This is a genomic window from Pontibacter sp. SGAir0037 (assembly GCF_005491705.1).
GTDB lineage: Bacteria > Bacteroidota > Bacteroidia > Cytophagales > Hymenobacteraceae > Pontibacter.
Genome location: NZ_CP028092.1, coordinates 199,429 through 223,266 on the forward strand (window position 1 = coordinate 199,429; position 23,838 = coordinate 223,266).

A 23,838-nucleotide genomic window follows, 5' to 3' on the forward strand; every position below is an offset into this window, starting at 1 on the left:
AAGGCCTTGTGCTTTTTATAGATATACAGTAATATTATTCTTTAAAGTACAGAAAAGGTGAGGGTAGAGGGGCTGTTCTTTTAGAAAAAACTGAAACGCAAAAGCAAAATATTTTATGAAAAAGCTATCCAGGAGATTGTTTTTAGGTAACTCTGCTCTTTTGTCTGTAGCCGGATTACTAGGTTTAGCACCCGTGGCGAAAGCTGCAACCCAGAAACCTAAAGGAAATTTTGTCCACCACGTCTACTTCTGGCTAAAGAACCCCGAATCTGCAGCAGATAAAGCAAAGCTGATTGAAGGCCTTACCAATCTTAAAAAAGGGGTGAAAGAAATTAAACTGGCCAGAATAGGAGTTCCGGCTACGACCAACCGCGATGTGATTGAGCGGGGCTATGCTGTCTCGTGGCTTTTGTTTTTTGATAACCTGGAAGAAGAGGAAATTTATCAGAAGCACCCGGTGCACCTCAAGTTTGTTGAAAACTATGCTCATCTCTGGTCTAAGGTAATTGTATACGACTCGGTAGATGTTTAAACGGGCAGGTGTCGTAAAAGCAGCAAAGCCACCGATAAGGTGGCTTTGCTATAAATAATCGAAACGAATCTAAAACACTATGAAAAAGGAATAATTACTTGATTGTAATGAAAAGCTCTTCTTTGCTTCTTCTTACTTTTCTGGCAGTAGCCAAAAAATCTTCTGCTTTGTTGCGGTAGCCAATGGTCATCATGCTGACACTGCGAAGGCCTTTTTCCTTTAATTGCAGTACTTCGTCTAAACCTTTCGGATCAAAACCTTCCATTGGAGTGGCGTCTACTCCCTGCTCAGCAGCAGCTATAAGGCCTGTGCCCAAAGCAATATAGGTCTGGCGAGCCGCCCACTCAAAGTTTTGCTCATCTGTTCTGCTCTTAACAGAGCCGAGAATGCTGTTTCTGAAACCTTCCAGGGATTCGAGAGGTACGTTTCTGACAGCAGCCGTATGCTGCATATAGGCATCTATCTGTTCCTCCGTAATTTTTTCCCAGGCGGCAAAAACAATAACGTGCGAGCCTTCCACTATTTGAGGCTGATTATAAGCAACCTTCTGTATTTCCTTTCTTACTTCCTCGTTTTCTATCACCAGTACGGTGTATGGCTGTAAACCTACAGAAGAAGCTGAAAGGCGGATAGCTTCTAAAATATAATCCAGTTTATCCTGAGGCACTTTCTCACCATTCATGCGCTTTGTTGCGTATCGCCAGTTGAGGTGGTTTAGTAGTGTCTTCATGTTTGTTGTCTATATGATTAATGTATATACATGCAAATTTATAGAATAAGGTTTTAAAACGAAAATAAGTTCAGATTAATTAGCTGGACATGAAGAAAAATAAAGTTGCATAGTGGCATTATCTAACAGCAACTGTAGCTTTACACTTCACCATAAAAATGAAACCGTATTAAGAACCGTTAATATTAAATAACCTATAAGACTGATGCCAAAAATAAAACTATACCAGATTGATGCCTTCACCAGCCAGGTATTTGGCGGCAACCCCGCTGCCGTATGTGTTCTCGATGAGTGGCTGCCTGATGAACTGATGCAGAACATAGCCGCAGAAAATAACCTGGCGGAAACAGCCTTTGTAGTCAGGAAAGATGCCGACTTTGAACTTAGATGGTTTACGCCTACAGTAGAGGTAGATCTTTGCGGCCATGCTACACTGGCTGCAGCTTATGTGCTTTTTAAGTTTTACGAGTATCCAGGCACTAAAATTAACTTTTATTCCCTTAGAAGTGGTTTGTTAACAGTAGACCTGGATAACGAAGAGCTTACACTTGATTTTCCTGCCGATACACTGCAAATGGTGCCTACTCCCGAAGAACTGGTGGCTGCAGTAGGTGTAAAGCCAACAGAAACGTACAAGGGCAAAACAGATTATCTGCTGGTCTATACTTCGCAGAAAGAGATAGAAGAGATGGTACCCGATATGCGTAAACTGGCTGGCATAGCGGCACGTGGTATTATTGTCTCTTCGCCTGGCAACACAGTAGACTTTGTTTCCCGCTTCTTTGCTCCGCAGGTAGGTGTAGACGAAGATCCTGTAACGGGTTCGGCTCACACAACACTCACACCTTACTGGAGTGAACGGCTTGGCAAAGCTGTTTTAACAGCCAAACAAGTATCCAGGCGACAGGGCGACCTGACTGTAGCGTATTTAGGCGATAGAGTACGAATTACTGGCAGGGCAGTAGCTTACCTGCAAGGCGAGATAGAGGTATAGCGGAGAGGCAGATTGTTTGTAGCTGTATACTGGCCCGGAAAGCCATCCTGAAGTATAAAACAGTTATTTTTTTCTACCAGTTTCTGTGCTTACGTATAAGAGGTAAAACAGCTCCAAGCCAAAAATGCTTCTTATCATTTTTTGTTTTGGGTTAGCTGTTTACTTTAGAAGCGGGAATTAATTATTATAAAAAAGATACTTAAAAATGGCAACAACAAACCAGATTGGAATTGACGCAGAAAAAGCAACACAACTTGCAGAAAAACTGAATGTACTTTTAGCCAATTATCAGTTGTTTTACATAAATGCACGCGGTTTCCATTGGAACATAGCAGGAGAAAAGTTCTTCGAACTGCATGCTAAATTTGAAGAGCTGTATAACGATGCCATTGTCAAGATTGATGAAATTGCCGAACGCATTCTGACACTCGGCCACACGCCCCTGCATACCTTTACATCTTATTTAGAAACTTCTACTATAAAAGAGGTGTCGAACGTATCTGAAGGCAGGCAAGCTGTACAGGAGGTTTTGAACAGCTTCAGCGTATTAATATCAAGTGAGCGCGAATTGCTTGAACTGGCAGGAGATGCTAACGACGAAGGTACCAATGCCCTTATGAGCGATTATATCCGGGAGCAGGAAAAACTGGTGTGGATGTACTCGGCTTATCTGAAAGGCTAAGGTGCTGCCGATAAGCTATAGAACAATCGGGGCTGCCTGGATAGGCAGCCCCGATTGTTTTATAGTGGAAGTTTAATGTCCTGCATCAGCCTGGCCACAGGGTACATGTTGTGGGTGTACTCGTAGTGAGGCGTGTTGCGGTAAATAAAATCCAGCTGAGCTCTGGCACTGGTTGCCATACTTGGGTTTTTTCTTTTTTCTTCTTCTAACCGTTGGCGAAGCTTCGGGTCTTGTTTCAGATACTCGGCCGCCAGGTCTTCAAATACATAGGAAGAGAAATACTCTTTCTGCATCAGTATGCTGTCGAAGAAGTTCCAGTTAAAGTACGAATCTACCGCCTGTGGCTCCAGCGTTTCTACTAAAAAGCGGTTTGCCTCCTGGTTCAGGTACACTACATAGTCGCCTTTCAAGAACTGCCGTTTCATGGTGCGTGTCTCCACCTGCACATCGGAGTGCAGGTAATGGCCTTCGTACGGACGTTGGCCTGTTTTGTAGTCGGTGATATAGTACGTGTCTACCGTAAGGGTGGTGTCGTTGCGGAGTTGCTTTAATTGTACCTTGTCTCTTTTCAGGCGATCTATCACTTCGCGCCAGGCATAAGGAATAATATAGGCGACAGGTTTTTGTACTTGTACGGTAGGGGTAAAGGTATTATAGTAGTTAATGTCTTTGCTGTAGGGCGCTTTGCGGTCGTAGTATAGGCGCTCCAGCCCGCTTACTTCGCTTGGTTTGTACTTGGCAGCATAACCCAGAAAAGGAATTTTATCTACCTTGCTTGTATCCAGTTTCCAGTCTAAGGCAAAGTTGGTTTGCTGCAGGGTTTCCTGCTTTGCCTTGGCGCGTGCGGCGGCAATTTCATCCGCATCGCGGTGTACAACAGCAATCATGTGCTCCATCAGTTTATAAGTAGATTGCACCCGCTGGCCAAAGGGCTTAAGCATGTGCGTTTCAGGTACAAAGCCGATGGTATTGTAAAGTGCAGTATAGCCGGTAGCGTAACGGGGAGTTTCCATAAAACCAATAATGCCTTTGTCGGGAGTATCGCCGGCATGGTTCATGTAAGGCGCCATCGGAAACTTATCTTTCTTCATGCCTTTATACAGGTCAGGCAGCATTTTCTGCTGCAGGTAACTAGCCAGGTGCGGGTTCAGTTTGTTGTGCTGTGTGGCAATCAGGGTCATCACATGCTGGTAATCAGCCCCGTTAGAAGTATGGTTGTCCATAAACACATCCGGGTCCCAATCGCGGAAGATCAGGTGGAAAAGCTCGGCATTACGGGAATCGGTTTTAATAAAATCTCGGTTCAGATCGAGGTTAAGGGAGTTGCCACGAAAGCCGTAGCTCTCCGGCCCGTTTTGATTGGTGCGGGTATGGCTGTTACGGTTCAGGGCTCCGCCAATATTATAAACAGGTATAATAGCCAGCACTACCTTGTCCAGCAGTTTGCGGCGCTTGCTATCCTGCAGGTAATCACGGGCAAGCATCATGGTGGCGTCTATCCCTTCTGGTTCACCCGGGTGGATGCCGTTCTGGATAAGCAGCACCCGCTTGTTTTTCTGTTTGATGGAAGCAGGATCAAAATCCTTATCGGTAGAAACAATAACCAGGTGCAACGGGCGGCCGGAGTCGGTATAGCCATAAGGCATCATTTTAACTTCTTCGTAGGCCTGATCAAACCGTTTGTACCAGTCGATGGCTTCATCATAGGTGGCAGTCTGGTTCCCGTTGCCTTTCTCATAAGGAGTCTTGAGATCGGGTTTACCGGGGGTGCCTGAGCTAAGGAAAAGAGAAAGTAGTAGCGTTAACAGCATAATAAGTATGTTGTGGAAAATTCTTGAAGCTGTAATGTTACTAATTTCTGAGGGGAATTAAGCGCAGGTAAAGTAGAAATTAGTGGTTTACTAGAACTTGCTGCGGTCTTTATGGGCAGGGAAAATGCTTTCGTCTAAGCTGAATTTACCCGGGCCAATAAACAGGAAAGAGAAAAACAGAATAGCAGCTTCCAGGGCATGTGAGTAACCTCCGAATCCGTCTCCGGCCACTATATGCCTGGTGGTGGCTACAATCATCGTGATCAGCAGTAAAGCGCAGGTTGGCCGGAAGAATAAGCCGAGGGCAAGCAGAATGCCACCAACAGTTTCAGCAAAGCCAGCCATAAATCCCCAGAATACAGGTGCAAAGCCAATTCCCAGCAATTGCATGTTTTCTCCGAGCATAGCCCAACGCTCCGGACCGCCTTCCAGCTTTGGCCAGCCATGTAGTACAAACATAACTCCAATACCTAATCGAAGCAGGAGAAGCCCCATGTTTCGGAGCCTGTATAGGTTGCGTAATATACTCATGAAAGCAATTATAAGTATTTGTGCTTAAGATTACAAAAGGACGGGCAATAAATAGTGTTAATTTAATATACCAATAGCCTTTGTACCAAAGTATTGGCCGGAATATCGGCTGGAGCTAAATCACCACTCCTGTTTAAATCAACCTGAGATTTGTTTAATACAAAGGAAAGTCCTGCCTGTTCCGAAACAGCTACTAAATTCCCTTCGGCCTGACTTATTGTACTAATAGGATAATTTGCCTGCACCTCACTGAATTTTGAGCCAACTCCGATGCCTTTTGTCGTTTTATAATCCTGGCTCTGAATGTTGATGCGCCAGATGCGGCAGTCGGTATCGCACTGCTGCTCTACAAGCAGGCCATTGGCATCTTGTTCCGGGCGAAGTACAAAAGCAGTGTATTGCTGCCCCTCTTGTTGCAGCGTTGTATCTGTGAAAGTAATTTGAGAAGAAAGTTGTGGCCGCAGGTCTGCAACCGGCATTCCTATTCTGATAGGACCTACCTTCCCTTTTCCAATTATAAAAAAAGAGGCATCTGGTGTTAAACCCCTGTCACCTGCTGGCAGAGTAGGCGTAGTTGTACTTTCAGCTTCTGTTGTTTCGTCAGCATTGTTGTTCTGATCTGCAAGGCAGGCTGCCATACCTACACCTAAAAGAACTGCGTAAATAATGCCCTTCATCATCTGTCACGATCCTCCTCCCGGTTATTTTTATTTATATAAACTTTGAGTTAGAGGTACAGGTTGTTGTATCTTCGTGTGAAATCTTATTTAACTTGATTGGTTATAAAAAAAATTAAAATAATATAAAATGTCCAAACCTTTAATCTTAGTCTCAAACGATGATGGCATCACTTCGCCAGGCATACGCACCCTGGTGGAAATAGCAAAAACGATAGGGGATGTGGTGGTCGTGGCCCCTGATAGTCCTCAATCGGGTATGGGACATGCCATTACCATTGGGAACACATTACGTTTAGATAAATCTATTGCTTTCGATGATCTGGGAATAGAGGCTTACGAATGTTCCGGTACACCTGCTGACTGTGTAAAGCTGGCAAAGCATCATGTGCTGAAAGACCGCAAGCCTGATTTGGTTGTAAGTGGCATCAACCATGGCTCTAACTCCAGCATCAGTGTCTTGTATTCCGGCACTATGTCGGCAGCCATTGAGGCAGCTATAGAGAGCCTGCCTGCTATTGGCTTCTCGCTCTGCGACTATGGCCACGAGGCAGATTTTTCACACACCAGAGAATATGTTGAGAAAATTATTCGGCAGGCTCTGGAGCATAAAATACCTGAAAACACAGCCCTGAATGTGAACTTCCCTAAGAAAAGCACAGAACCGATAAAAGGTGTCAAAGTATGCCGGCAGGCACATGCCAAGTGGCAGGAAGAATTCGATGAACGCCTGGACCCAAATAACCGCCGCTATTTCTGGATGACAGGCAGCTTTGTAAATTTTGATAAAGGCGAAGATACCGATGAATGGGCACTGGTGAATAACTATGTATCGGTAGTACCTTGTCAGTTCGACCTGACAGCCCACTACGCCATTGCACGGCTGAATAACGAGTGGAGTTTATAATCAAGATACTGTAAGTTACCCCACCTGTTTTTCTGAAGAAACAAAAGATATGGGTGGGGTAACTGGTAAACCTTCTAATCTAAAGCGAACCGTACAGGTAAGGTATACCTTACAGGGACAGTAATACCGTTTTGCCCGCCGGGTTGCCACATGTTAGCCATCAACTCGGTTACCCGAACCGCTTCTTCGGCAGTTCCATAGCCTAGGTCTTTTACAATGGTAATATCCGTTAGGCTACCATCCTCATGTACAGTAAAAAAAAACAACCATCCCTTCTACTTTAGCTGCTCTTGCAGCGCTTGGATATTGGATATTAGAAGCAAGAAAATCGATCATGGCTTTTTCACCTCCGTTATATTGAGGCATTTGCTCCGCATACTCATAAACTTTTGAAGTAGAAGGTGTTTGGGTGATTACATCCATTGTGTCGGAGGGTGCTTTAAAAGTTGTCTTTTTATCTGCTTCAGAAGTCATTCTGGTGCTCTCATTTTCTTTTGTGCAGGAGAAAGCCAGCGGAACAAACATGGCTAAAGCAAGAAACTTAGTTATGTGTTTCAATACAAGTTTCATATTTATCTATTTAAAGTTATAAATAAAATATAGCCAATACGAGTCCTGTCTCAGCTTTTGAGCTGAATTAAAAACAGGTGTAGTAGGAGTAAAGGATTTTTTATTTTATGGTAAATCGGACCGGCAGGGTATACCTTACGGGTAAGGCTATACCGTTTTGTCTGCCGGCTTGCCATTTGCCTTGCATTAACTTGGTTACACGTACAGCTTCTTCGGCCGTGCCATTGCCCAAGTCTCTTATAATGTTAATATCGGTGAGCATTCCGTCCTTCTGTACAACAAAGGATAGGACTACTATTCCCTCAGTTTTAGCTTCTATGGCAGCTTTGGGATATTTAATGTTTTCTCCCAAAAATTGTAGCATTGCTTTTTCGCCACCATGGAAAAAGGGCATTTGTTCTACATACTCATAAACTTTTGAGGTATCAAGCGTTTCATCTGCTTTCTCTTGAGGTGATGAGGCTTCTACGTTCTTAGCACTTGGTGTTATATTGTTTCCGGTGCCAGGCTTTCGTTTCTCTTCAACTATAGCAGGCGGAACAAACTTCACTTTTGAATCTTCAGAAACAAATTTGGCAGGTTCTGTGGTAGTCGCAATGTTTACTTCCTGCTCAGGAGCAGCTTCTTGAGGTAATGCAGATAAACCGGCAGCAATATCGGCAGATACCCCCTGTGAAGAGAACAACAGTGAGAGCAGCAGCAATGGGAGCATAGCCAAAGGGCGGAGCAGGTTCGTTCTTTTGCCATATCGCTGCAACATTTGCATACGCTTGAATACCTGCGGTTCCTTAAAATAGCTTCCTACAGGTATACCTGTCTTATAAAGTACCTCTTTCGCCAGTAAGGCACTGTATTGCTGAGGTTGGTGCTGTGCCAGCACCTCTGCATCGGCCTGATATTCGTGCACATCACGTAGCTCGTTCTTCAGAAGCCATACCATTGGGTTAAACCATAAGAGTGCAGAAAGTATTTCATAATAAAGAATATCCCAGGTATGGTGGAGCTTCGCATGTGCCATTTCATGTACCAGTACCTGCTTTTTCTCCTGAGCTGTTAAATAAGATTGCTCACCTACAAAAATGTAGTGCAGAAATGTGAAAGTAGGGTGGCTGCTATCAGTCTGCAGAAGTACGGTATCAGGAGCTTCGGATGGTAAAGCAGTACTTTGAATGACCAGTTTTCTGATGCGCATTAGCTGCGACACCAGTTTGCCAAGCAGAACAATTGTTCCGATACAATAAGTAAAGAGTACCGCACTCGGAAAGGTTATATAAGATTTCATAGCCGCCGTGGCAGTCTCATTTTGGTAAGCCGTAATTTCAACTTCCCGCAGCTGAAATGCCTGTAAGCTTTCGGCAATAAATATATCGTGTGAGAGTAGCGGTGGCCACTGCAACAAGGGTAGAACCATAGCAATAGCAGGAGCTATAAGCAGGTATAGCCTGTTTAGTCTTATACCAGGCTGGCTCCGGAGCATGACATAGTAAAACAGGTACAGTGCCAGCATGCAAAGCCCCGATTTGATAAGGTAGTTAACGATCTGTACCATCCGTCTGGTCCTCCTCTTCGTTAAGGTCGTCTTTCACATGTCGTATCAGTTTATCCAGCTCCTGCACATTCAGGTTGTTGTCTTTGGCGAAGAATGAAACAAGCCTTTCGAAGGAACCTCCAAAGTAGCCACTCATAAAGGTTTTCAGGAAAAAGCTTTTGTACTTGTCCTGGGGCACGAGTGGGTAATACTCGTGGGCTTTGCCAAAGGCAGTATAGCCAACAAAGCCTTTCTTTTCCAGGATCCGAACAATCGTAGACACCGTGTTGTAGGCAGGTTTCGGTGCCGGCATCTGTTCTATGATGTCCTTTACAAATCCCTTTCCCAGTTTCCAAAGGATTTGCATGATTTCTTCCTCAGCTCGGGTTAGCTCTTTCATACAATAGATGTTTTCTCTGTTGAGTAAATATATAACTATCTACTTAGTTTAAAAACTAAAAGTTTAGTTATTGTTAAAAAAAATGATCGATAGTGAACGAGGTATAGCAAATTGCATCGCGCTTATGCCATGTGCAGTATACAATGATCTAATGGTTATATATAAAAAAGCCAATTTATTAGGCAGGTATGCTGAAGTAATGTATAAATAACCTTATTGAAAAAAATCAAAAGTAAATTAGATTGTTCTTTTTTTAAGATATCCACGAAATACTACTTGTGTAACTATTTATTTGAATAAATATTAGGAATAATTTAAATAACCTATCTGTTTAATGAATTTGTTTGAAAAGTATCTTTTTCATAATATTGTAATTCTTTAAACTTGTATATACAATTTTTATAGGCTAATTCCAAAGTTATATTTTCGGATGTTAGCTTATTTGTGTTGTTTATCTTTGTTTTATTCAAATATATTTATTTATTAATCATAGATTTTACAGGATTGAATTCATGCCTGATAAGTCTGAGAAATCCGGATGCTGGGGCGGATTTCTTTGTGTATGCCAGCAAAATCTAACATCTAACAATTAACTCACTAATCATGAAAAAAAGCATACTCTTAAGCTTTGCTCTGGTGCTTTGCCTGTTACAGCAGGTAGTGGCGCAGAGTAAAACTGTCTCAGGTAGAGTAACAGACCAGGATACGGGGCAGGGACTGCCAGGTGTGTCTGTTTCAGTTAAAGGAACTAGCACAGGTACTAATACTGGTGCGGATGGCAGTTATTCTATTGCAGTGCCTTCTGATAATACTACGTTGGTGTACCGGTTTATAGGAATGACAACACAGGAGATTGTAGTTGGGGCTCGAAGCACTGTAAATGTTACTCTTTCTACGGATAGTAGACAATTGGCTGAACTTGTAGTTACTGGTTATCAGACACAGAATAGCAGGGAAATATCCGGCTCGGTAGCATCTGTATCCGGTGAGGAAGTAGCCTTAAACCCTATAGGTTCTTTTGATCAGGCTCTACAAGGAAGAGCTCCCGGTATCTTGATACAGGCAAACTCCGGTCAGCCTGGTGCAGCTGCCAACGTGCTCATACGTGGCAGAGGATCTTTATTTGGAGGAAATCAGCCTTTATACATTCTGGATGGTGTTGAAATTACAGCTGCTGATTTCGCTACTTTAAACCCTGCTGACTTCGAATCTTTTAGTGTGCTGAAAGATGCCATGTCTACTTCTATTTATGGTTCCAGAGGTGCTAACGGTGTTATTGTTATAACAACACGCAGAGGTAGAGCTGGTAAAACACAGCTGGACTATAACGTACAGTATGGCTTTTCCACTATGCCTGAAAACAAGCTGAAACTTATGAACAGTTCTCAGAAGCTAGATTATGAACTGGCAAATGGCAATCCTTATGAATGGGATGATGATGATCTGGCCAGGTTAAGAGCTGTGAATACAAACTGGGAAGATGTTTTCTTCCGGACTGGTGTTACAAAAAACCACACCTTAAGCGCCTCAGGAGGTAGTGAAAACACGACTTATTTCTTATCTGGTTCTATATTCGATCAATCTGGTACAGTACAGACTACCGGCTTGGAGCGTTATACTGGCAGGGCAAATATCGAGAACAAAACAGGTGCATTTACTTTTGGTTTAAACTCAACCTTTGGTTACTCGGAGTTTACTAACACAAGTGAGGCAAACACAGGTATTGCCACTCCACTGAATGCTATTCGCTGGACGAACCCATACGAAACACCTTATGATGAGAATGGGAATTATACACAGATGACTTCCGGCCAGCCGAATGCATTGCAGCAGTTACTGGAAAACACAAACCTTAGGCAACAATTAAAAGGAGTAGCTAATTTTTATGTCAAATACGACATTAAAGCTGTACCCGGACTTTCTGTTAGAACAAATTGGGGAGGGGATTATACCTCTAATGAAAACACAAACTACATCGATCCAACTACACCATCCGGTGCTTCCTCAACAGGTGGAAGAGGAAGCCTTACCAGGTCTTATAACAGGCGGTTCCGTGTAACAGGTACTACTTCTGCAACTTATGCTACAGAATTTGGCTCTGATCATACTTTAAGTGTTTCATTGTTCAATGAAGTTGTAACCAGCAAGTACAGGAACTTGGGCTTTACAGGGTATGGCCTGGGTGGTGCCTTCGAAAACGAATCTGGTATTACGCCTGGTACTGCTACCAATGGCTTTATTCCTGCTGTCGCCGGCGGTGGCGAAGAATCGGCTTTACTATCTTATTTTGTAACGGCAAACTATGGTTTTAAAGAAAGATATTTTGTCAGTGTTACCGGGCGCCGTGATGGTTCTTCCAGATTTGGAGCAAATAACAGATGGGCAAACTTTGGTTCTGTTGGTGCCAGCTGGATCGTGTCTGATGAAGCTTTTATGCAGAATCTGTCTGATATCTTTAATGAGCTGAAGCTTAAAATCAGCTATGGATCTTCTGGTAATCAAGGTGATATAGCCCCATTCCAGCCGAGGGAATTATATTCAAGAGCGGTATACAATGGCGTTAGCGGTTTAGTACAGAACCAACTAAGCAACCCAGACCTGAGATGGGAGAGAAGAACTACTTTTAATACGGGTTTTGAATTGTCTACCTTAAATGGCCGTTTGCGCTCAACGCTTGAGTATTACGACTCCCGTACTACGGATTTGTTCCTGAACCGTCAGCTTTCGAGAACCTCTGGTTACAGATCGCTTCTGTACAATGTGGGCGAGCTGCAAAACAAAGGTGTTGAGCTTTATCTGAACGGTGATGTTATCAGCACCCCTGATTTCACCTGGAGCCTGAATGCTAACCTGACCTACAACAGAAACAGAGTTACTGAGCTAATCGGTGAAGGAGATAATGATGTTATTTCTGGTAATTATATTCAGCGCGAAGGCGAAAGCATGAATAGCCTGTACATGGTACGCTATGCAGGTGTTAATCCTGATAACGGTAATGCACAGTATTTAACTGCGGAAGGTGAAATTACAGAAGTGTATAATGCTGCTGATCGCGTTATTGTCGGTACAACAGAAGTACCATTTTTTGGGGGCTTCGGTACTACGCTTCGTTTTAAAGGAATAGAACTTAGTGCTTTGTTCTCGTTCGTTCAAGGTAACAAGATCTTTAACAATGACCGCATGAATGTAGAGGACCCATCTTACTTGTGGGATAACCTGTCTGCTGCGCTTTTAAATGAGTGGAGAACTCCAGGTCAGGTAACAGACATACCAAGAGCCACTCAGGCAATGAGAGGCGGTACTACCCGATTTGTTGAAGACGGCGACTTCCTGAGGCTGCGTAATCTGAATCTTTCATACACATTGCCAAGCAGCCTGACAAATGCTATTCACTTAAGAAGAGTCTCTGTATTTGCACAAGGACAGAACCTGCTTACCTGGTCAAAATTCCAGGGCTTCGATCCGGAAATATCTACTGCCTCTCCAACAGGTGACGATTCAAGATATCCTGGTACGCTTACCGGAGCACAGTATCCGGCTCTGCGCACAATTACTTTTGGTCTGAACGTTGGATTATAATTTAATAACTTAGAAAAAATGAAGTTTAATAAATATTTATTAGGATTAGGTTTAAGCTGTTCTCTGGTGCTTACGGCATGTGAGGATGTAATTGATCTGGAGCCTGAATTCCAGTTAGAAATAACGGATTCGTTTACTACTTTAGATGAGCATGAATACTCTCTTACCGGAACTTATGCTCGTCTGCGTGCTACAGCTTACTTTGGCACTGGCGCTCAGACAACGGGCACCTGGGCCTCTTTGCCTGATATGATGGGAGAGGACCTGGTACGTACATCAGAAGATTTATCGAACTGGGCTACACAGGTAAACTGGAATTATACAACAGATGAAAACGACCTTGAAGAAGCCTGGCTGGCAGCCTATGCTGTTGTACTTCAAGCCAACCTGACTTTGCAGAACATAGATCGCTTTGAGGCAGCTGAACCAGGACGTGTGAATCGAATTAAAGGACAGGCACTGGCTTTAAGAGCCATGGCTCATTTTGATTTGCTGCGTTTCTGGGGCGAAAGCTACGACCGTAATTCAGAAGCAAAAGGCGTGCCTTATAAAACATCTGTCGATAAGTTTGACCTGCCCGCCCGTTTAACGGTTAGGCAGACATATGATAATATTTTTGCAGACCTGGAAGACGCTGAAGAACTTTTAGGCAATGTTGACAGAGCTCTTAATAGCAGCACTAACAGAGCATATTTAGATCAGACTGCGGTAAAAGCTTTATTAGCAAGAGTAAATCTGTATGCAAAGCAATATGAAGCGGCTGAGACTTACGCAACGCAGGTAATAGAGGCAATACCACTTGCTACAAGAGATAATTTCTCCAGTGTGTGGCTGGATAATTACCCTGCTAATAGAGAAGTGATCTGGAAAGTTACATACAGTGCAGGTGAGGGCAGCCCGGCTACAGGCGTACATATCAGCAGTACAAACAGGAACAGGTTCAGGCCGTCAGTAGCTGTTATGGGACTCTATGACCAAGCAAATGATGTAAGATACACGTCTTATTTCAATACAAGATCTTTGGGAGATAACACCAGAAGAATTGTGAATAAATTTGTGGGCCGTGGTACATCTATTACAGCCTTGTCGCAGGCAGCGGGTAGAAATATGGATAACCTGGTAGATTGGAAAATTTTTAGAACCGGCGAAATGTACCTGATCCGGGCAGAGGCGAGAGCCATGCAGGGCGGTGCAAAATTATTAGCCGGGCTGTCTGATCTGAATGAGTTAAGGGCTGCCAGAATTGCTAACTACGTTCCTGCTCTTAACCTGACTCAACAGGGCTTACTTGATGCCATTGCCACTGAGCGCCGTAAGGAGTTGTTTGCAGAGGGACACAGATGGTTTGATATCAAAAGAACAACACGTTCAGTAACCAGAACAGAGTCTGATGCCACTACAACTATGTCGTTAGCTCCAGGTGCGCGTGAGTGGGCCTGGCCTGTTCCGCAGGGTGAAGTAGATGCCAATGCAAATTTAGAGCAGACAACAGGTTATAATTAATAATAGCTTTTCTTTTAAAAAGAGTCCCTGGTCAGTAAGCGGCCAGGGACTCTTTTTTCTTTCGGTTACTCACATTACCCGCTCAAGCACACTTACTGCCAGAAAGCTGCTGCCACCCCGCCTGGTTAGCTTCCAGCCTTTGCGCAAGAGCTCCCTCCTGATAAAGTTGTTTAACAGGCCATGTGCCACCAGTACGGCAATTCCTTCCTGTTTGGCCTCCTGCGCCAGTACTGCAGCAGCACTTTTAGCACGTTGTCTGGCTTGTTTAAAGTTTTCGATGCCCGTACTGTTCAGTCCCATAAACCAAAGCATGCGCGCACTGAGGGTCCAGAGGTGAAGGGGCAAACGGAGGAGAGGCAGAGAAAAAATTTTGCGTTCGAATTCACGGAAGTTATGATCAATTATCAGCGGCACCCCGCTTCCGAAAATAGCTTTTGCTGTGAGTTGTGAGCGGACTAAGGTGCTGCAATATACTTTCTTTACTCTCGTAAGCGGTAAGACCTGTTGTTGTAGTATAAAATCTTCTATTGCTGCTGTGTCATAATCAGAGAGAAATTGCTTTGCGGCAGCGGCATTAAACCAACCGTTTTTAGAAACGGCAGGGCGTGCATGGCGAATGAGGTAGATGCTATCAGGAATGTTTGAGGAAGAATGTGAATAAATGCTTGTCAATATAATGCTTTATTTGATGGTAAAAGCTATACGACATCTTGACTGAAGGAGGATACAGTAAATCCTGTAAAAACTCTGCCTTTAATCTCTTCCCACTCCGGCCGCAGTATACTATAATAAATGGTATCCCGGCGGCGGCCATCGTGCATCTGGGTGTGGCTGCGGAGAGTGCCTTCTTCTGTTGCACCAAGTTTCAGCATGGCTTTCCGGGACCGCATGTTCAGTACATCCGTTTTTAGCTCTACCCGCTCGTACTCCAGCACCTCAAAAGCATAGTGCAGCAGCAAGAATTTACAATGCTTGTTTAAGCCACTGCCTCTGTAGTCTTTTCCCAGCCAGGTCCAGCCGATCTCCAGTCGCTTATCAGCCGGAGAGATGTTGCCATAGCTGGTGCTGCCTGCCAATGCACCTGTTGCCTTATCAATAATTACAAAAGCGTATCGGCGGCATTCCACTCTGTCGCTGACGTTCTGCTCACCCCACTTCTGGAGTTCTGCTTCCGAAGAAATTTTGCCGGGCATATAGCGCCAGATCTCCTCGTCCAGTGCCATAGCTTTTAGCTGCTCCAGGTCATTTAACTGAAAGGGGCGAAGTAATACCCGCTGGTCTTCTAATTGGATTGTTTCTGTAAAGTACATGTCCTAAACATCAGGTGTGATGATGGGCTTATCAGGTGGCCTGGTTAAAACGGTACAGCCCGTTAGCCATCAATTTTAATTATTTTTTAATCCGGAGGTTCTTAAATAGCCAAAATAGCAAAATTAGGCGCTTTTATATATAGAGAATCAGCAGCATCTACAACCCTATTTGCCTGTCCTACGTTCTAGCTATCAAATTATGTAATTTAAATTCTAATATATAGAATTAAATTTTTATCAGATAATAATTTGAAGATAGACGGTAGAAGAGCTCTTATTTCGGGAGGAGGATCAGGTATAGGATACGCTATTGCAAAAAAACTGACAGCGGCAGGTGCACGGGCAGCCGTCGCCGATATTTCCTTCACCGGAGAAGAGGAGCACATTTTTGATAAACATATCTGTGATGTCTCTTCCGGACCAGCTGTAGACACCCTTTTTGCAGAAGTTCGGCAAAGTATAGGTGCTCCCGATTTATTGGTGTGTTGCGCAGGCCGGGGTATACAGGAAAAGCTAACAGAGGGCGACCCGCAAAAGTGGAGTGACGTTATTGATACTAATCTTTTGGGTGCACTTCGAATGGTTCGGGCCTTTGTGCCGGCTATGCTGGAGGCAGGAAAGGGAGATGTGGTATTTGTTTCGTCGGTGGCTGCTCACAAGCCCCATACCTACGGCGGCGTTTATGCGGCCACCAAAGCTGCGCTGGAAGTTGTAGCCGAAACACTCCGGCTGGAGGTATTGCCCTCCGTTCGTGTAACCGTGGTGGCACCGGGAGTAACCGATACTAATTTCTTTAAGAATACAATTTCAGGATTCCAGACGGCTGAGTCGATTGGTTATGGTGCTGTTTCACCCGATGAGGTGGCAGATGCTGTACTTTTTGCCCTGAGCCAGCCGCAGGGAGTTTCGCTTAATCATATAACGATCAGACCTACAGGTCAGCCATTTTAAATTGTAATTCACACACGTAGACAAACTATGATAAAGAAGATTCTGATAACAGGTGGTGCAGGTTTTATTGGTTCTCACTTAGCCGACGAGCTTTTAAGCCAGGGTTATGAAGTAAGAGCTTTAGACAATCTTTCGGAACAGGTGCATGGGAAAGACTGCACGAGGCCGGAGTACCTGCACGATGAGGTAGAGCTGATGGTGGGGGACGTACGAAACCCGGATGATGTGGCAAAGGCACTGGAGGGCGTTGATGCTGTATTCCATTTTGCAGCCATGGTGGGAGTAGGCCAGAGTATGTATGAGATTAAAGAGTATACCGATGTAAATAACATGGGTACAGCGGTACTGCTGGAGGCACTCATCAAGCATCCGGTGAAAAAGCTGGTTGTAGCCAGCAGCATGAGCATCTACGGCGAAGGCCTGTATAAGAACGAAGCCGGCGAACTGGTAACAGCCAGCGAGCGTGGCCTGGAGCAACTCAAAGCAGCCGACTGGGAACTATACGATGCACAGGGAGGCAAGCTACAGCCTGTCGCCACATCAGAATCAAAAGCACCTTGTCTGTCGTCGGTGTATGCGCTTTCTAAATACGACCAGGAGCGCCTTTGCCTGATGGTGGGCCGTGCCTATAATATTCCGACCGTAGCCATGCGCTTCTTTAATGTGTATGGCACACGCCAGGCACTGTCTAACCCTTATACAGGGGTGCTGGCTATTTTTGCATCGCGCCTGCTCAACAATAACTCGCCTATGATTTTTGAAGACGGTTACCAGCAGCGTGACTTTGTGCATGTGCGCGATGTGGCTTTAGCCTGCCGGTTAGCGATGGAGAAAGACGAAGCCAACGGCAACGTTTTTAACGTAGGCAGCGGCAACAACTATACTATCCGTGAGATTGCCGAACGATTGGCAAACGTGATGGACAAACAGCATCTGGCACCGGAAGTAACAGGTAAATACAGAGTAGGTGATATCCGCCATTGCTATGCCGATGTCTCTCTTGCCAAAGAGGTGCTCGGATTTTACCCGCAGGTAGAATTTAACAGCGGACTCGAAGAACTGGCTGCGTGGCTGGAGGGGCAGATTGCATACGACCGTGTGAACGAGGCAAGCGCAGAATTAGCTGCACGAGGCCTGACGGTATAAGCGTTTAATTTTCTCCAACAACCAAATTAGCACTTCAAAGAGAATGGATAATATAATTGAAAATAAAAGAGTAGTTCCCACACTAGGCGTTGTAGAATGGTTTCGGCCAGGTGAGCATGAGCGCGTATTGCAGGTGCTCAACGACCTGAAAGAGCTGGGCGTAACACATCTGCGCACAGGTGTCTCCTGGGCCGACTATTACACTGAAAACGGCAAGGACTGGTACAACTGGCTTGTGCCTACTATTGCCAAAGAAGTTACACTGTTGCCTTGCTTCCTGTACACACCGCCTTCGATAGGTGAAAAGCCCAGAACATCTTCCCCGCCCAAAAATAAAAAGGCTTATGCTGATTTCCTGGATGTGTTTATAACAGACCATGGGCAGCACTTTGAGTGGGTAGAGCTGTGGAACGAGCCAAACAACAAGGTAGAGTACGACTTTACCATGGACTATGGTTGGAACAAGTTTGCCGAAATGGTAGGCGGAGCAGCATACTGGTGTAAGCAACGTGGCAAGAAAACATTGTTGGGTGGCATGAGCCCAATCGACCCGAACTGGCTGCACATGATGTTTGAGCGTGGCGTTATGCAGTATATCGATGCCGTAGGTATACACGGTTTCCCGGAAGTGTTCGACCAGCAATGGGACGGATGGGAAGCCAATGTGCAGGCGGTACGTGAGGTGCTGAATACCTTCGGCTCTAAGGCAGAGCTTTGGATAACCGAGGCTGGTTTTTCTACCTGGCAATATGATGAGTACAAGCAGTTGCAGGAGTTTCAGCTGGCTTTACAGGCCGATGTAGATCGTGTATACTGGTATGCCGTGCGTAACCTGGATGAGAAAGAACCTACGGTATCAGGCTTTCACCTGGATGAACGGGAATATCATTTCGGATTAAAACATTTTGACGGTACACCAAAGCTGCTGTACAGGCTGATAGCCAAGTATGGCGTGGAAGGGCTACATGATTTAAACCACATTGAACGCACTTTAGGTGCTGATGCGGTAGAGCCTTATACATTAATTACAGGCGGATCCGGCTTTGTGGGTACTAACCTGGCCAAACGCCTGCTCGAAGAGGGCAAGCGGGTGCTGGTGTTCGATAACCTTTCCCGTGACGGTGTGGAGCGAAACCTGCAATGGTTGCAGGAAACCTATGGCGACAAGCTGGAGGTGTACGTGGGCGATATCCGCGACATCCATACGGTACGAAAAGTGATGAAACACGCAGAAGCTGTTTTCCATTTCGCGGCGCAGGTTGCTGTCACCACTTCTTTGGATCTGCCAATTCCCGACTTCGAAATTAATGCGAGAGGCATTATCAACGTGCTGGAAGCCATACGCGAACGCGATAATCCGCCACCGCTGGTATTTACCTCAACCAACAAAGTATACGGTGGATTAGAAGACCTTACCTTTATTTCCAACGGTTCCCGCTATTATCCTGCTGATAATACCATCAAAGAAAATGGCATAAGCGAGGCCCGTCCGCTCGACTTTCACAGTCCGTATGGCTGCTCAAAAGGTGCAGCTGATCAGTATGTGGTAGACTATGCCCGTACCTATAACTTGCCGGCTGTTGTGTTCCGCATGAGCTGCATCTATGGCCCGCACCAGTACGGCAACGAAGACCAGGGATGGGTGGCGCATTTTGCTATCAGAGCTATCGAGAACCAGCCGGTAAATATTTACGGCGATGGCAAGCAGGTACGTGATATCCTGTTTGTGGAGGACCTGGTAGACGCTTTTCTGCTGGCCCAGGAGCACATGCCACACATCTCAGGGCAGGCCTTTAACATTGGCGGCGGACCGACAAACACGGTAAGTCTGCTGGAACTCCTGAAAACCATTGGCAAGTACAGAGGTAAGGAAATTCCCTTGTCGTTCGGCGACTGGCGACCAGGCGATCAGCATTACTATGTGTCTGATATCCGTAAGTTCCAGCAGGCCACAGGCTGGTATCCGAAGCATAATGTGCAGCAGGGCGTAGCCAAGCTATACCAGTGGCTGTGCGAGAACCGCGGGCTGGAAGTTCCGTTTACACTCCATTCTGAAATTGAATTCGAAGAACCTGTTAAAAAAGTAGCAGTAGCCTAATGCAAGAAACGCTTCTATCTCAAAAAAAATCAGCAGCTAACACCCTGGCTGTTGATATCATGCAAGCAGCTGTTATTACAGCACCCAAAACAATTGAAGTACAAGAAGTAAAGCTGCCTGAGCCTCAGGCGGGGCAGGTGCGCCTGAAACTGGAAGGCTGCGGCCTTTGCGCCTCCAGCATTCCGGTGTGGGAAGGCCGTGAGTGGTTTTCTTATCCTGTAGAAGCAGGTAATCCCGGCCACGAAGGCTGGGGTATAGTAGATGCCGTGGGCGAGGGAGTAGACAATGTAGCGGTAGGCGACCGTGTGGCTGCCCTGTCGTACAAATCTTATGCGGCGTACGATCTGGCAGATGCCGATAAAGTGGTAAAGCTGCCTGCTGCCCTGGCTGGCAAACCTTTTCCGGGCGAGCCTCTGGGCTGCGCCATGAACATCTTTAAGCGTAGCGATATTGCAGCAGGACAAACAGTAGCCATTTTAGGCATCGGTTTTCTGGGAGCTTTGCTGGTACAACTAGCCAAGCACGCAGGAGCCAGGGTAATTGCTATTTCGAAGCGCGAATTCTCTTTAGAGATGGCAAAGGAGTGCGGTGCTGATGAGCTTATCCTGATGGATGATCACTATAAAATAATTCAGAAAGTGAGTGAGCTTACCAACGGAACATTCTGCGATCGCGTAGTAGAGTGCACTGGTAAAGAATGGCCGCTGAACCTGTCTGGTGAGCTAACCAGAGAGCGTGGTAAGTTAATTATTGCAGGTTTCCACCAGGACGGCATGCGGCAGGTAAATATCCAGCTCTGGAACTGGCGCGGATTAGATGTAATCAACGCACACGAGCGTGACCCGCAGGAGTATATCAAAGGTATACAAGCAGCCGTAGAGGCGGTAGAAAATGGTGTACTGAAGCCAGAACCACTCTATACACACAGCTTTACTTTAGAAGAAATCAACGAAGCTTTTAACAGCTTAACAAGCCGAACCGACGGTTTTGTAAAAGCCCTTATCACCTTTTAGCCATGGAAGAAACAGTACTCGACAAACAAAACATAGCCGAAGAAATCACTCTGAAACCAGCAGGCAGAAAGCCTAAGTTAGGCTTCTTGGGTGTTGGCTGGATTGGCCGCAACCGCATGGAAGTTATTTCTAACAGTGGAGCAGGAGAAGTGGTGTGTATTTCTGATGTTACTTCACACAATCTGGAAGAAGCCATTAAATCGGTGCCAACCGCTAAAACAGCTGGCTCTTTAGAGAGTATACTGGAGCAGGATGAGATCGAGGGAGTAGTTATTGCGACACCAAGTGCTTTCCATGCCGAACAAACAAGGCTTTCGCTGGAAGCAGGAAAATCTGTTTTCTGCCAAAAGCCGCTTGGCCGGAACGTAGAAGAAACAAGGCGTGTGGTGGAGACGGCGCGTCAGCAAAACAAACTACTGTATGTGGATTTGTCGTACCGCCATACCAATGCGATGCAGGAGGTATATAAAGTGGTGCAGAGCGGTGAGCTGGGCCATATTTACGCTGTAGAACTGGTATTCCATAATGCTTATGGGCCTGATAAAGCCTGGTTTTACGAGCCAAAGCTTTCGGGCGGGGGCTGTGTAATAGACCTGGGCGTGCACCTGGTAGACCTGGCGCTGTGGAGCCTGAATTTTCCGGGTGTGAAAGATGTGAAAAGCTTTTTGTTTGCCAAAGGAAAACCAATTTCTATGGCAGAAGGCAAGGTAGAAGATTATGCTACGGCCAGTATTGCACTCGAAACAGGTACTCACATGCAGTTAAGTTGCTCCTGGAATCTGCCTGCCGGTCAGGAAGCCATTATCAGTGCCACATTTTATGGAACAGAGGGCGGTGTCGCTCTGAAAAATATAAACGGTTCATTTTACGATTTTGTAGCTGAGCGCTATTATGGCACTAAAACCGAACGCCTTAGCTCACCGCCAGACGACTGGTCGGGCAGAGCAGGTGTGGTTTGGGCCGAGCGACTTGTCAGCGGCGAAGGATTCAGCGAGGAGGCAGAAGAATTTGTGAAAGTAGCAGAAGTTCTGGATAAAATTTACGGGAGGTAGTTCGATTTGAGAATTTGAGGATGTAGAGATGAGCAGATGGAATGTACAACATCTGATACTTCCCGAATCTGAAAATTGGATCGAATGTACCTTAATAGGAAAGAAAAATGGAAGCACATCATCCAACTAAAATTTTAATGACAGCAGATACCGTAGGTGGTGTCTGGACATACGCGATAGAACTGATAAGAGCCCTGGCACCTTATGGTACTCAGGTTGCTTTGGCAACAATGGGTGGGCGTATGAGTGTATCGCAGCGTAAGGAGGCGGAAAGCTTACCAAACCTGAAAGTATACGAAAGCGACTATAAACTGGAGTGGATGGATACTCCTTGGGAAGACGTAGACAAAGCAGGCGAATGGTTGCTGCAACTGAGCGACGAGGTGCAGCCCGACCTGGTTCACCTGAACGGGATGGCCCATGGAAACCTGGATTGGGGAAAACCGGTGCTGGTGGTGGTGCACTCTTGTGTCATGTCGTGGTGGCGCGCCGTAAAAGACGAAGAAGCCCCAAAAGAATGGAATACTTATAGAGAAATGGTAACCAAAGGATTGCAGGCAGCTGATGTAGTGGTAGCCCCTACACAAGCTATGCTGCACCAGGCTGAAGAACTGTATGGTCCGTTTAAGCAAAGCGCTGTGGTATATAACGGCCGCGGGCAGCACCTGTTCCAGTTCGGTAAAAAAGAACCGTTTATTTTCAGCATGGGCCGGGTGTGGGACGAAGCAAAAAACATTTCCCTGCTGGCACACATCGCCTCTGATCTGCAGTGGCCAGTATACATTGCCGGCGAAGACAGGCATCCGGCTACTGGTAAAGCGGTTGATCTGGAGAATGTACATTTCCTGGGGCAGCTCTCTTCTGCAGAAGTGTCTGATTGGTTAGCCCGAGCCTCTGTTTATGTGCTACCTGCAAAATATGAGCCTTTCGGCTTAACTATTCTGGAGGCAGCTATGTCGGGTTGTGCACTGGTAGTAGGTAAAACAGACAGCCTGGTAGAGATATGGGGGAATGCCGCCAGGTTTGTAAATCCGAACAATGCCGACGAACTGCGCGACACAATCAACAACCTGATCGAAGATGAGTTCGGACGTAACATCATGGCTTGCCGCTCGGTGAAACGTTCTCATAACTATACTTCCGACACCATGGCCGAAGACTACCTGCAACTCTACGCCCAACAGTTAAAAGCAACAGAGACAGCGAAGGCTTCGGTGAATTAAGAATTAAGAATTAGAATAAATGTGTAAAGGTTGCTCTGATCTAATTTAACTACAACAATTTTAGTAAACCTCATTTGCACAAGTAGCAAGTATAAAGGCAGCTAATTATTGTAGTACAGTGTGCTGGTGCGAGCTTGTAGCTCGTACCACAGATAATTATAGGAGCTTCTTCCTGCAGAGAATAAGATTCAAGCTACAAGCTCACACCAGCAGTGGAAGTTAAGTCTTAGCCCTAGCTATCGAACTGATCCCAGTCCTTGGGTTGAGCGCCTGGGGGTAGGGGCCCTCGATAAAGAATTGTAGCGGTGCCACGGTAGTGGCAGCCCGAAGGGCAGCTTTCAATTCTGCCGCGCGATGCCCAAGGACGAGGCCTCGCGGCCTTGAGCGCTCGGAGAGTAGCTATAAAACAAAGGGTGCTTAAGACTGAGGAATAATAGTGGCAAAGAACAAAAAGCTTTATAAAAATTAGAACCTGATGCCCCAGACACTCGAAGGAGCTGCGCACGCTGCGAGGTCTCTGAAATAAAAGCCATCAACACAGACACTCACAGGTCATGAAGACACTGTGAGGACATTTGATCAACAAACTTACGCTCACTCA

General features: G+C 45.5%; 22 protein-coding genes. 12 read left to right on the plus strand and 10 right to left on the minus strand.

Going from position 1 to position 23,838, the window contains the following annotated elements:
- Positions 1-115 precede the first annotated feature (115 nt).
- Complete coding sequence (locus C1N53_RS00805) at positions 116-532, plus strand: Dabb family protein (protein WP_137757527.1); 417 nt, start codon at positions 116-118, stop codon at positions 530-532.
- 94 nt (positions 533-626) lie between these two features.
- On the opposite strand, the gene C1N53_RS00810 is transcribed toward C1N53_RS00805, so the two are convergent.
- Positions 627-1,262 (minus strand): NAD(P)H-dependent oxidoreductase, encoded by a 636-nt coding sequence (locus C1N53_RS00810; protein ID WP_137757528.1) that lies wholly within the window; start codon positions 1,260-1,262, stop codon positions 627-629.
- 205 nt (positions 1,263-1,467) lie between these two features.
- Here C1N53_RS00810 and C1N53_RS00815 point away from each other — a divergent pair, with 205 nt between their 5' ends.
- Together C1N53_RS00815 and C1N53_RS00820 are read left to right on the plus strand one after the other, a co-directional pair.
- Entirely contained in the window at positions 1,468-2,256 is a 789-nt protein-coding gene (locus C1N53_RS00815) for a PhzF family phenazine biosynthesis protein (protein WP_137757529.1), read from the plus strand.
- A gap of 205 nt (positions 2,257-2,461) precedes the next feature.
- Positions 2,462-2,938 carry a Dps family protein gene (locus C1N53_RS00820; protein ID WP_137757530.1) on the plus strand — a complete coding sequence of 159 codons (477 nt, stop codon included), beginning with the start codon at positions 2,462-2,464 and terminating at the stop codon, positions 2,936-2,938.
- Between the two features lie 59 nt (positions 2,939-2,997).
- Here C1N53_RS00820 and C1N53_RS00825 read toward each other — a convergent pair whose 3' ends face one another.
- The 3 genes from C1N53_RS00825 to C1N53_RS00835 all read right to left on the minus strand — a co-directional run bounded on the left by C1N53_RS00825 (position 2,998) and on the right by C1N53_RS00835 (position 5,960).
- Positions 2,998-4,749, minus strand: coding sequence for a M14 family zinc carboxypeptidase (locus C1N53_RS00825; protein ID WP_137757531.1), 1,752 nt, complete (start codon positions 4,747-4,749; stop codon positions 2,998-3,000).
- Between the two features lie 90 nt (positions 4,750-4,839).
- Positions 4,840-5,280, minus strand: coding sequence for a DoxX family protein (locus tag C1N53_RS00830; protein ID WP_137757532.1), 441 nt, complete (start codon positions 5,278-5,280; stop codon positions 4,840-4,842).
- Between the two features lie 62 nt (positions 5,281-5,342).
- Positions 5,343-5,960 (minus strand): mechanosensitive ion channel protein MscS, encoded by a 618-nt coding sequence (locus C1N53_RS00835; protein WP_137757533.1) that lies wholly within the window; start codon positions 5,958-5,960, stop codon positions 5,343-5,345.
- Between the two features lie 127 nt (positions 5,961-6,087).
- On the opposite strand from C1N53_RS00835, the gene surE reads away from it, so the two are divergent.
- The gene (gene surE, locus C1N53_RS00840) at positions 6,088-6,864 is read left to right on the plus strand and encodes a 5'/3'-nucleotidase SurE (protein ID WP_137757534.1); all 777 of its coding nucleotides are present in this window, start codon (positions 6,088-6,090) and stop codon (positions 6,862-6,864) included.
- A 74-nt stretch (positions 6,865-6,938) separates the two neighbouring features.
- Here the strand turns inward: surE and C1N53_RS00845 are convergent, their stop codons facing one another.
- The 4 genes from C1N53_RS00845 to C1N53_RS00860 form a co-directional block, all read right to left on the minus strand.
- Complete coding sequence (locus C1N53_RS00845; RefSeq protein WP_137757535.1) at positions 6,939-7,130, minus strand: energy transducer TonB; 192 nt, start codon at positions 7,128-7,130, stop codon at positions 6,939-6,941.
- Complete coding sequence (locus C1N53_RS00850) at positions 7,108-7,422, minus strand: hypothetical protein (RefSeq protein WP_137757536.1); 315 nt, start codon at positions 7,420-7,422, stop codon at positions 7,108-7,110. The genes C1N53_RS00845 and C1N53_RS00850 overlap by 23 nt, the downstream gene beginning before the upstream one ends.
- Positions 7,423-7,534: 112 nt before the next feature.
- On the minus strand, positions 7,535-8,983 hold the full coding sequence (locus C1N53_RS00855) for a M56 family metallopeptidase (protein ID WP_137757537.1): 1,449 nt from the start codon (positions 8,981-8,983) through the stop codon (positions 7,535-7,537).
- Positions 8,967-9,362 carry a BlaI/MecI/CopY family transcriptional regulator gene (locus C1N53_RS00860; RefSeq protein ID WP_137757538.1) on the minus strand — a complete coding sequence of 132 codons (396 nt, stop codon included), beginning with the start codon at positions 9,360-9,362 and terminating at the stop codon, positions 8,967-8,969. Before C1N53_RS00860 ends, C1N53_RS00855 begins: the two co-directional genes overlap by 17 nt.
- Before the next feature lie 603 nt (positions 9,363-9,965).
- Between C1N53_RS00860 and C1N53_RS00865 the strand changes: the two genes are divergently transcribed.
- Together C1N53_RS00865 and C1N53_RS00870 are read left to right on the plus strand one after the other, a co-directional pair.
- Positions 9,966-12,941: a TonB-dependent receptor gene (locus tag C1N53_RS00865; RefSeq protein ID WP_137757539.1), complete on the plus strand. Its 2,976-nt coding sequence runs from the start codon at positions 9,966-9,968 to the stop codon at positions 12,939-12,941.
- Positions 12,942-12,959: 18 nt separating this feature from the next.
- Complete coding sequence (locus C1N53_RS00870) at positions 12,960-14,444, plus strand: RagB/SusD family nutrient uptake outer membrane protein (protein ID WP_137757540.1); 1,485 nt, start codon at positions 12,960-12,962, stop codon at positions 14,442-14,444.
- A 69-nt stretch (positions 14,445-14,513) separates the two neighbouring features.
- On the opposite strand, the gene C1N53_RS00875 is transcribed toward C1N53_RS00870, so the two are convergent.
- Positions 14,514-15,116 carry a histidine phosphatase family protein gene (locus C1N53_RS00875; protein ID WP_240773337.1) on the minus strand — a complete coding sequence of 201 codons (603 nt, stop codon included), beginning with the start codon at positions 15,114-15,116 and terminating at the stop codon, positions 14,514-14,516.
- Between the two features lie 26 nt (positions 15,117-15,142).
- Positions 15,143-15,754 (minus strand): GNAT family N-acetyltransferase, encoded by a 612-nt coding sequence (locus tag C1N53_RS00880; protein ID WP_137757541.1) that lies wholly within the window; start codon positions 15,752-15,754, stop codon positions 15,143-15,145.
- A 249-nt stretch (positions 15,755-16,003) separates the two neighbouring features.
- Here C1N53_RS00880 and C1N53_RS00885 point away from each other — a divergent pair, with 249 nt between their 5' ends.
- The 6 genes from C1N53_RS00885 to C1N53_RS00910 all read left to right on the plus strand — a co-directional run bounded on the left by C1N53_RS00885 (position 16,004) and on the right by C1N53_RS00910 (position 23,237).
- Positions 16,004-16,705, plus strand: coding sequence for an SDR family oxidoreductase (locus tag C1N53_RS00885; RefSeq protein WP_168193929.1), 702 nt, complete (start codon positions 16,004-16,006; stop codon positions 16,703-16,705).
- A 27-nt stretch (positions 16,706-16,732) separates the two neighbouring features.
- Complete coding sequence (locus tag C1N53_RS00890) at positions 16,733-17,851, plus strand: NAD(P)-dependent oxidoreductase (RefSeq protein ID WP_137757543.1); 1,119 nt, start codon at positions 16,733-16,735, stop codon at positions 17,849-17,851.
- 43 nt (positions 17,852-17,894) lie between these two features.
- Positions 17,895-19,949, plus strand: coding sequence for an SDR family NAD(P)-dependent oxidoreductase (locus C1N53_RS00895; protein WP_137757544.1), 2,055 nt, complete (start codon positions 17,895-17,897; stop codon positions 19,947-19,949).
- Positions 19,949-20,962, plus strand: a complete 1,014-nt coding sequence (locus C1N53_RS00900) for a zinc-binding dehydrogenase (RefSeq protein WP_206077600.1) — start codon at positions 19,949-19,951, stop codon at positions 20,960-20,962. Before C1N53_RS00895 ends, C1N53_RS00900 begins: the two co-directional genes overlap by 1 nt.
- Positions 20,963-20,964: 2 nt before the next feature.
- Entirely contained in the window at positions 20,965-22,014 is a 1,050-nt protein-coding gene (locus tag C1N53_RS00905; protein WP_137757545.1) for a Gfo/Idh/MocA family protein, read from the plus strand.
- Between the two features lie 137 nt (positions 22,015-22,151).
- Positions 22,152-23,237 (plus strand): glycosyltransferase family 4 protein, encoded by a 1,086-nt coding sequence (locus C1N53_RS00910; RefSeq protein WP_137757546.1) that lies wholly within the window; start codon positions 22,152-22,154, stop codon positions 23,235-23,237.
- The last annotated feature ends 601 nt before the right edge of the window (positions 23,238-23,838 follow it).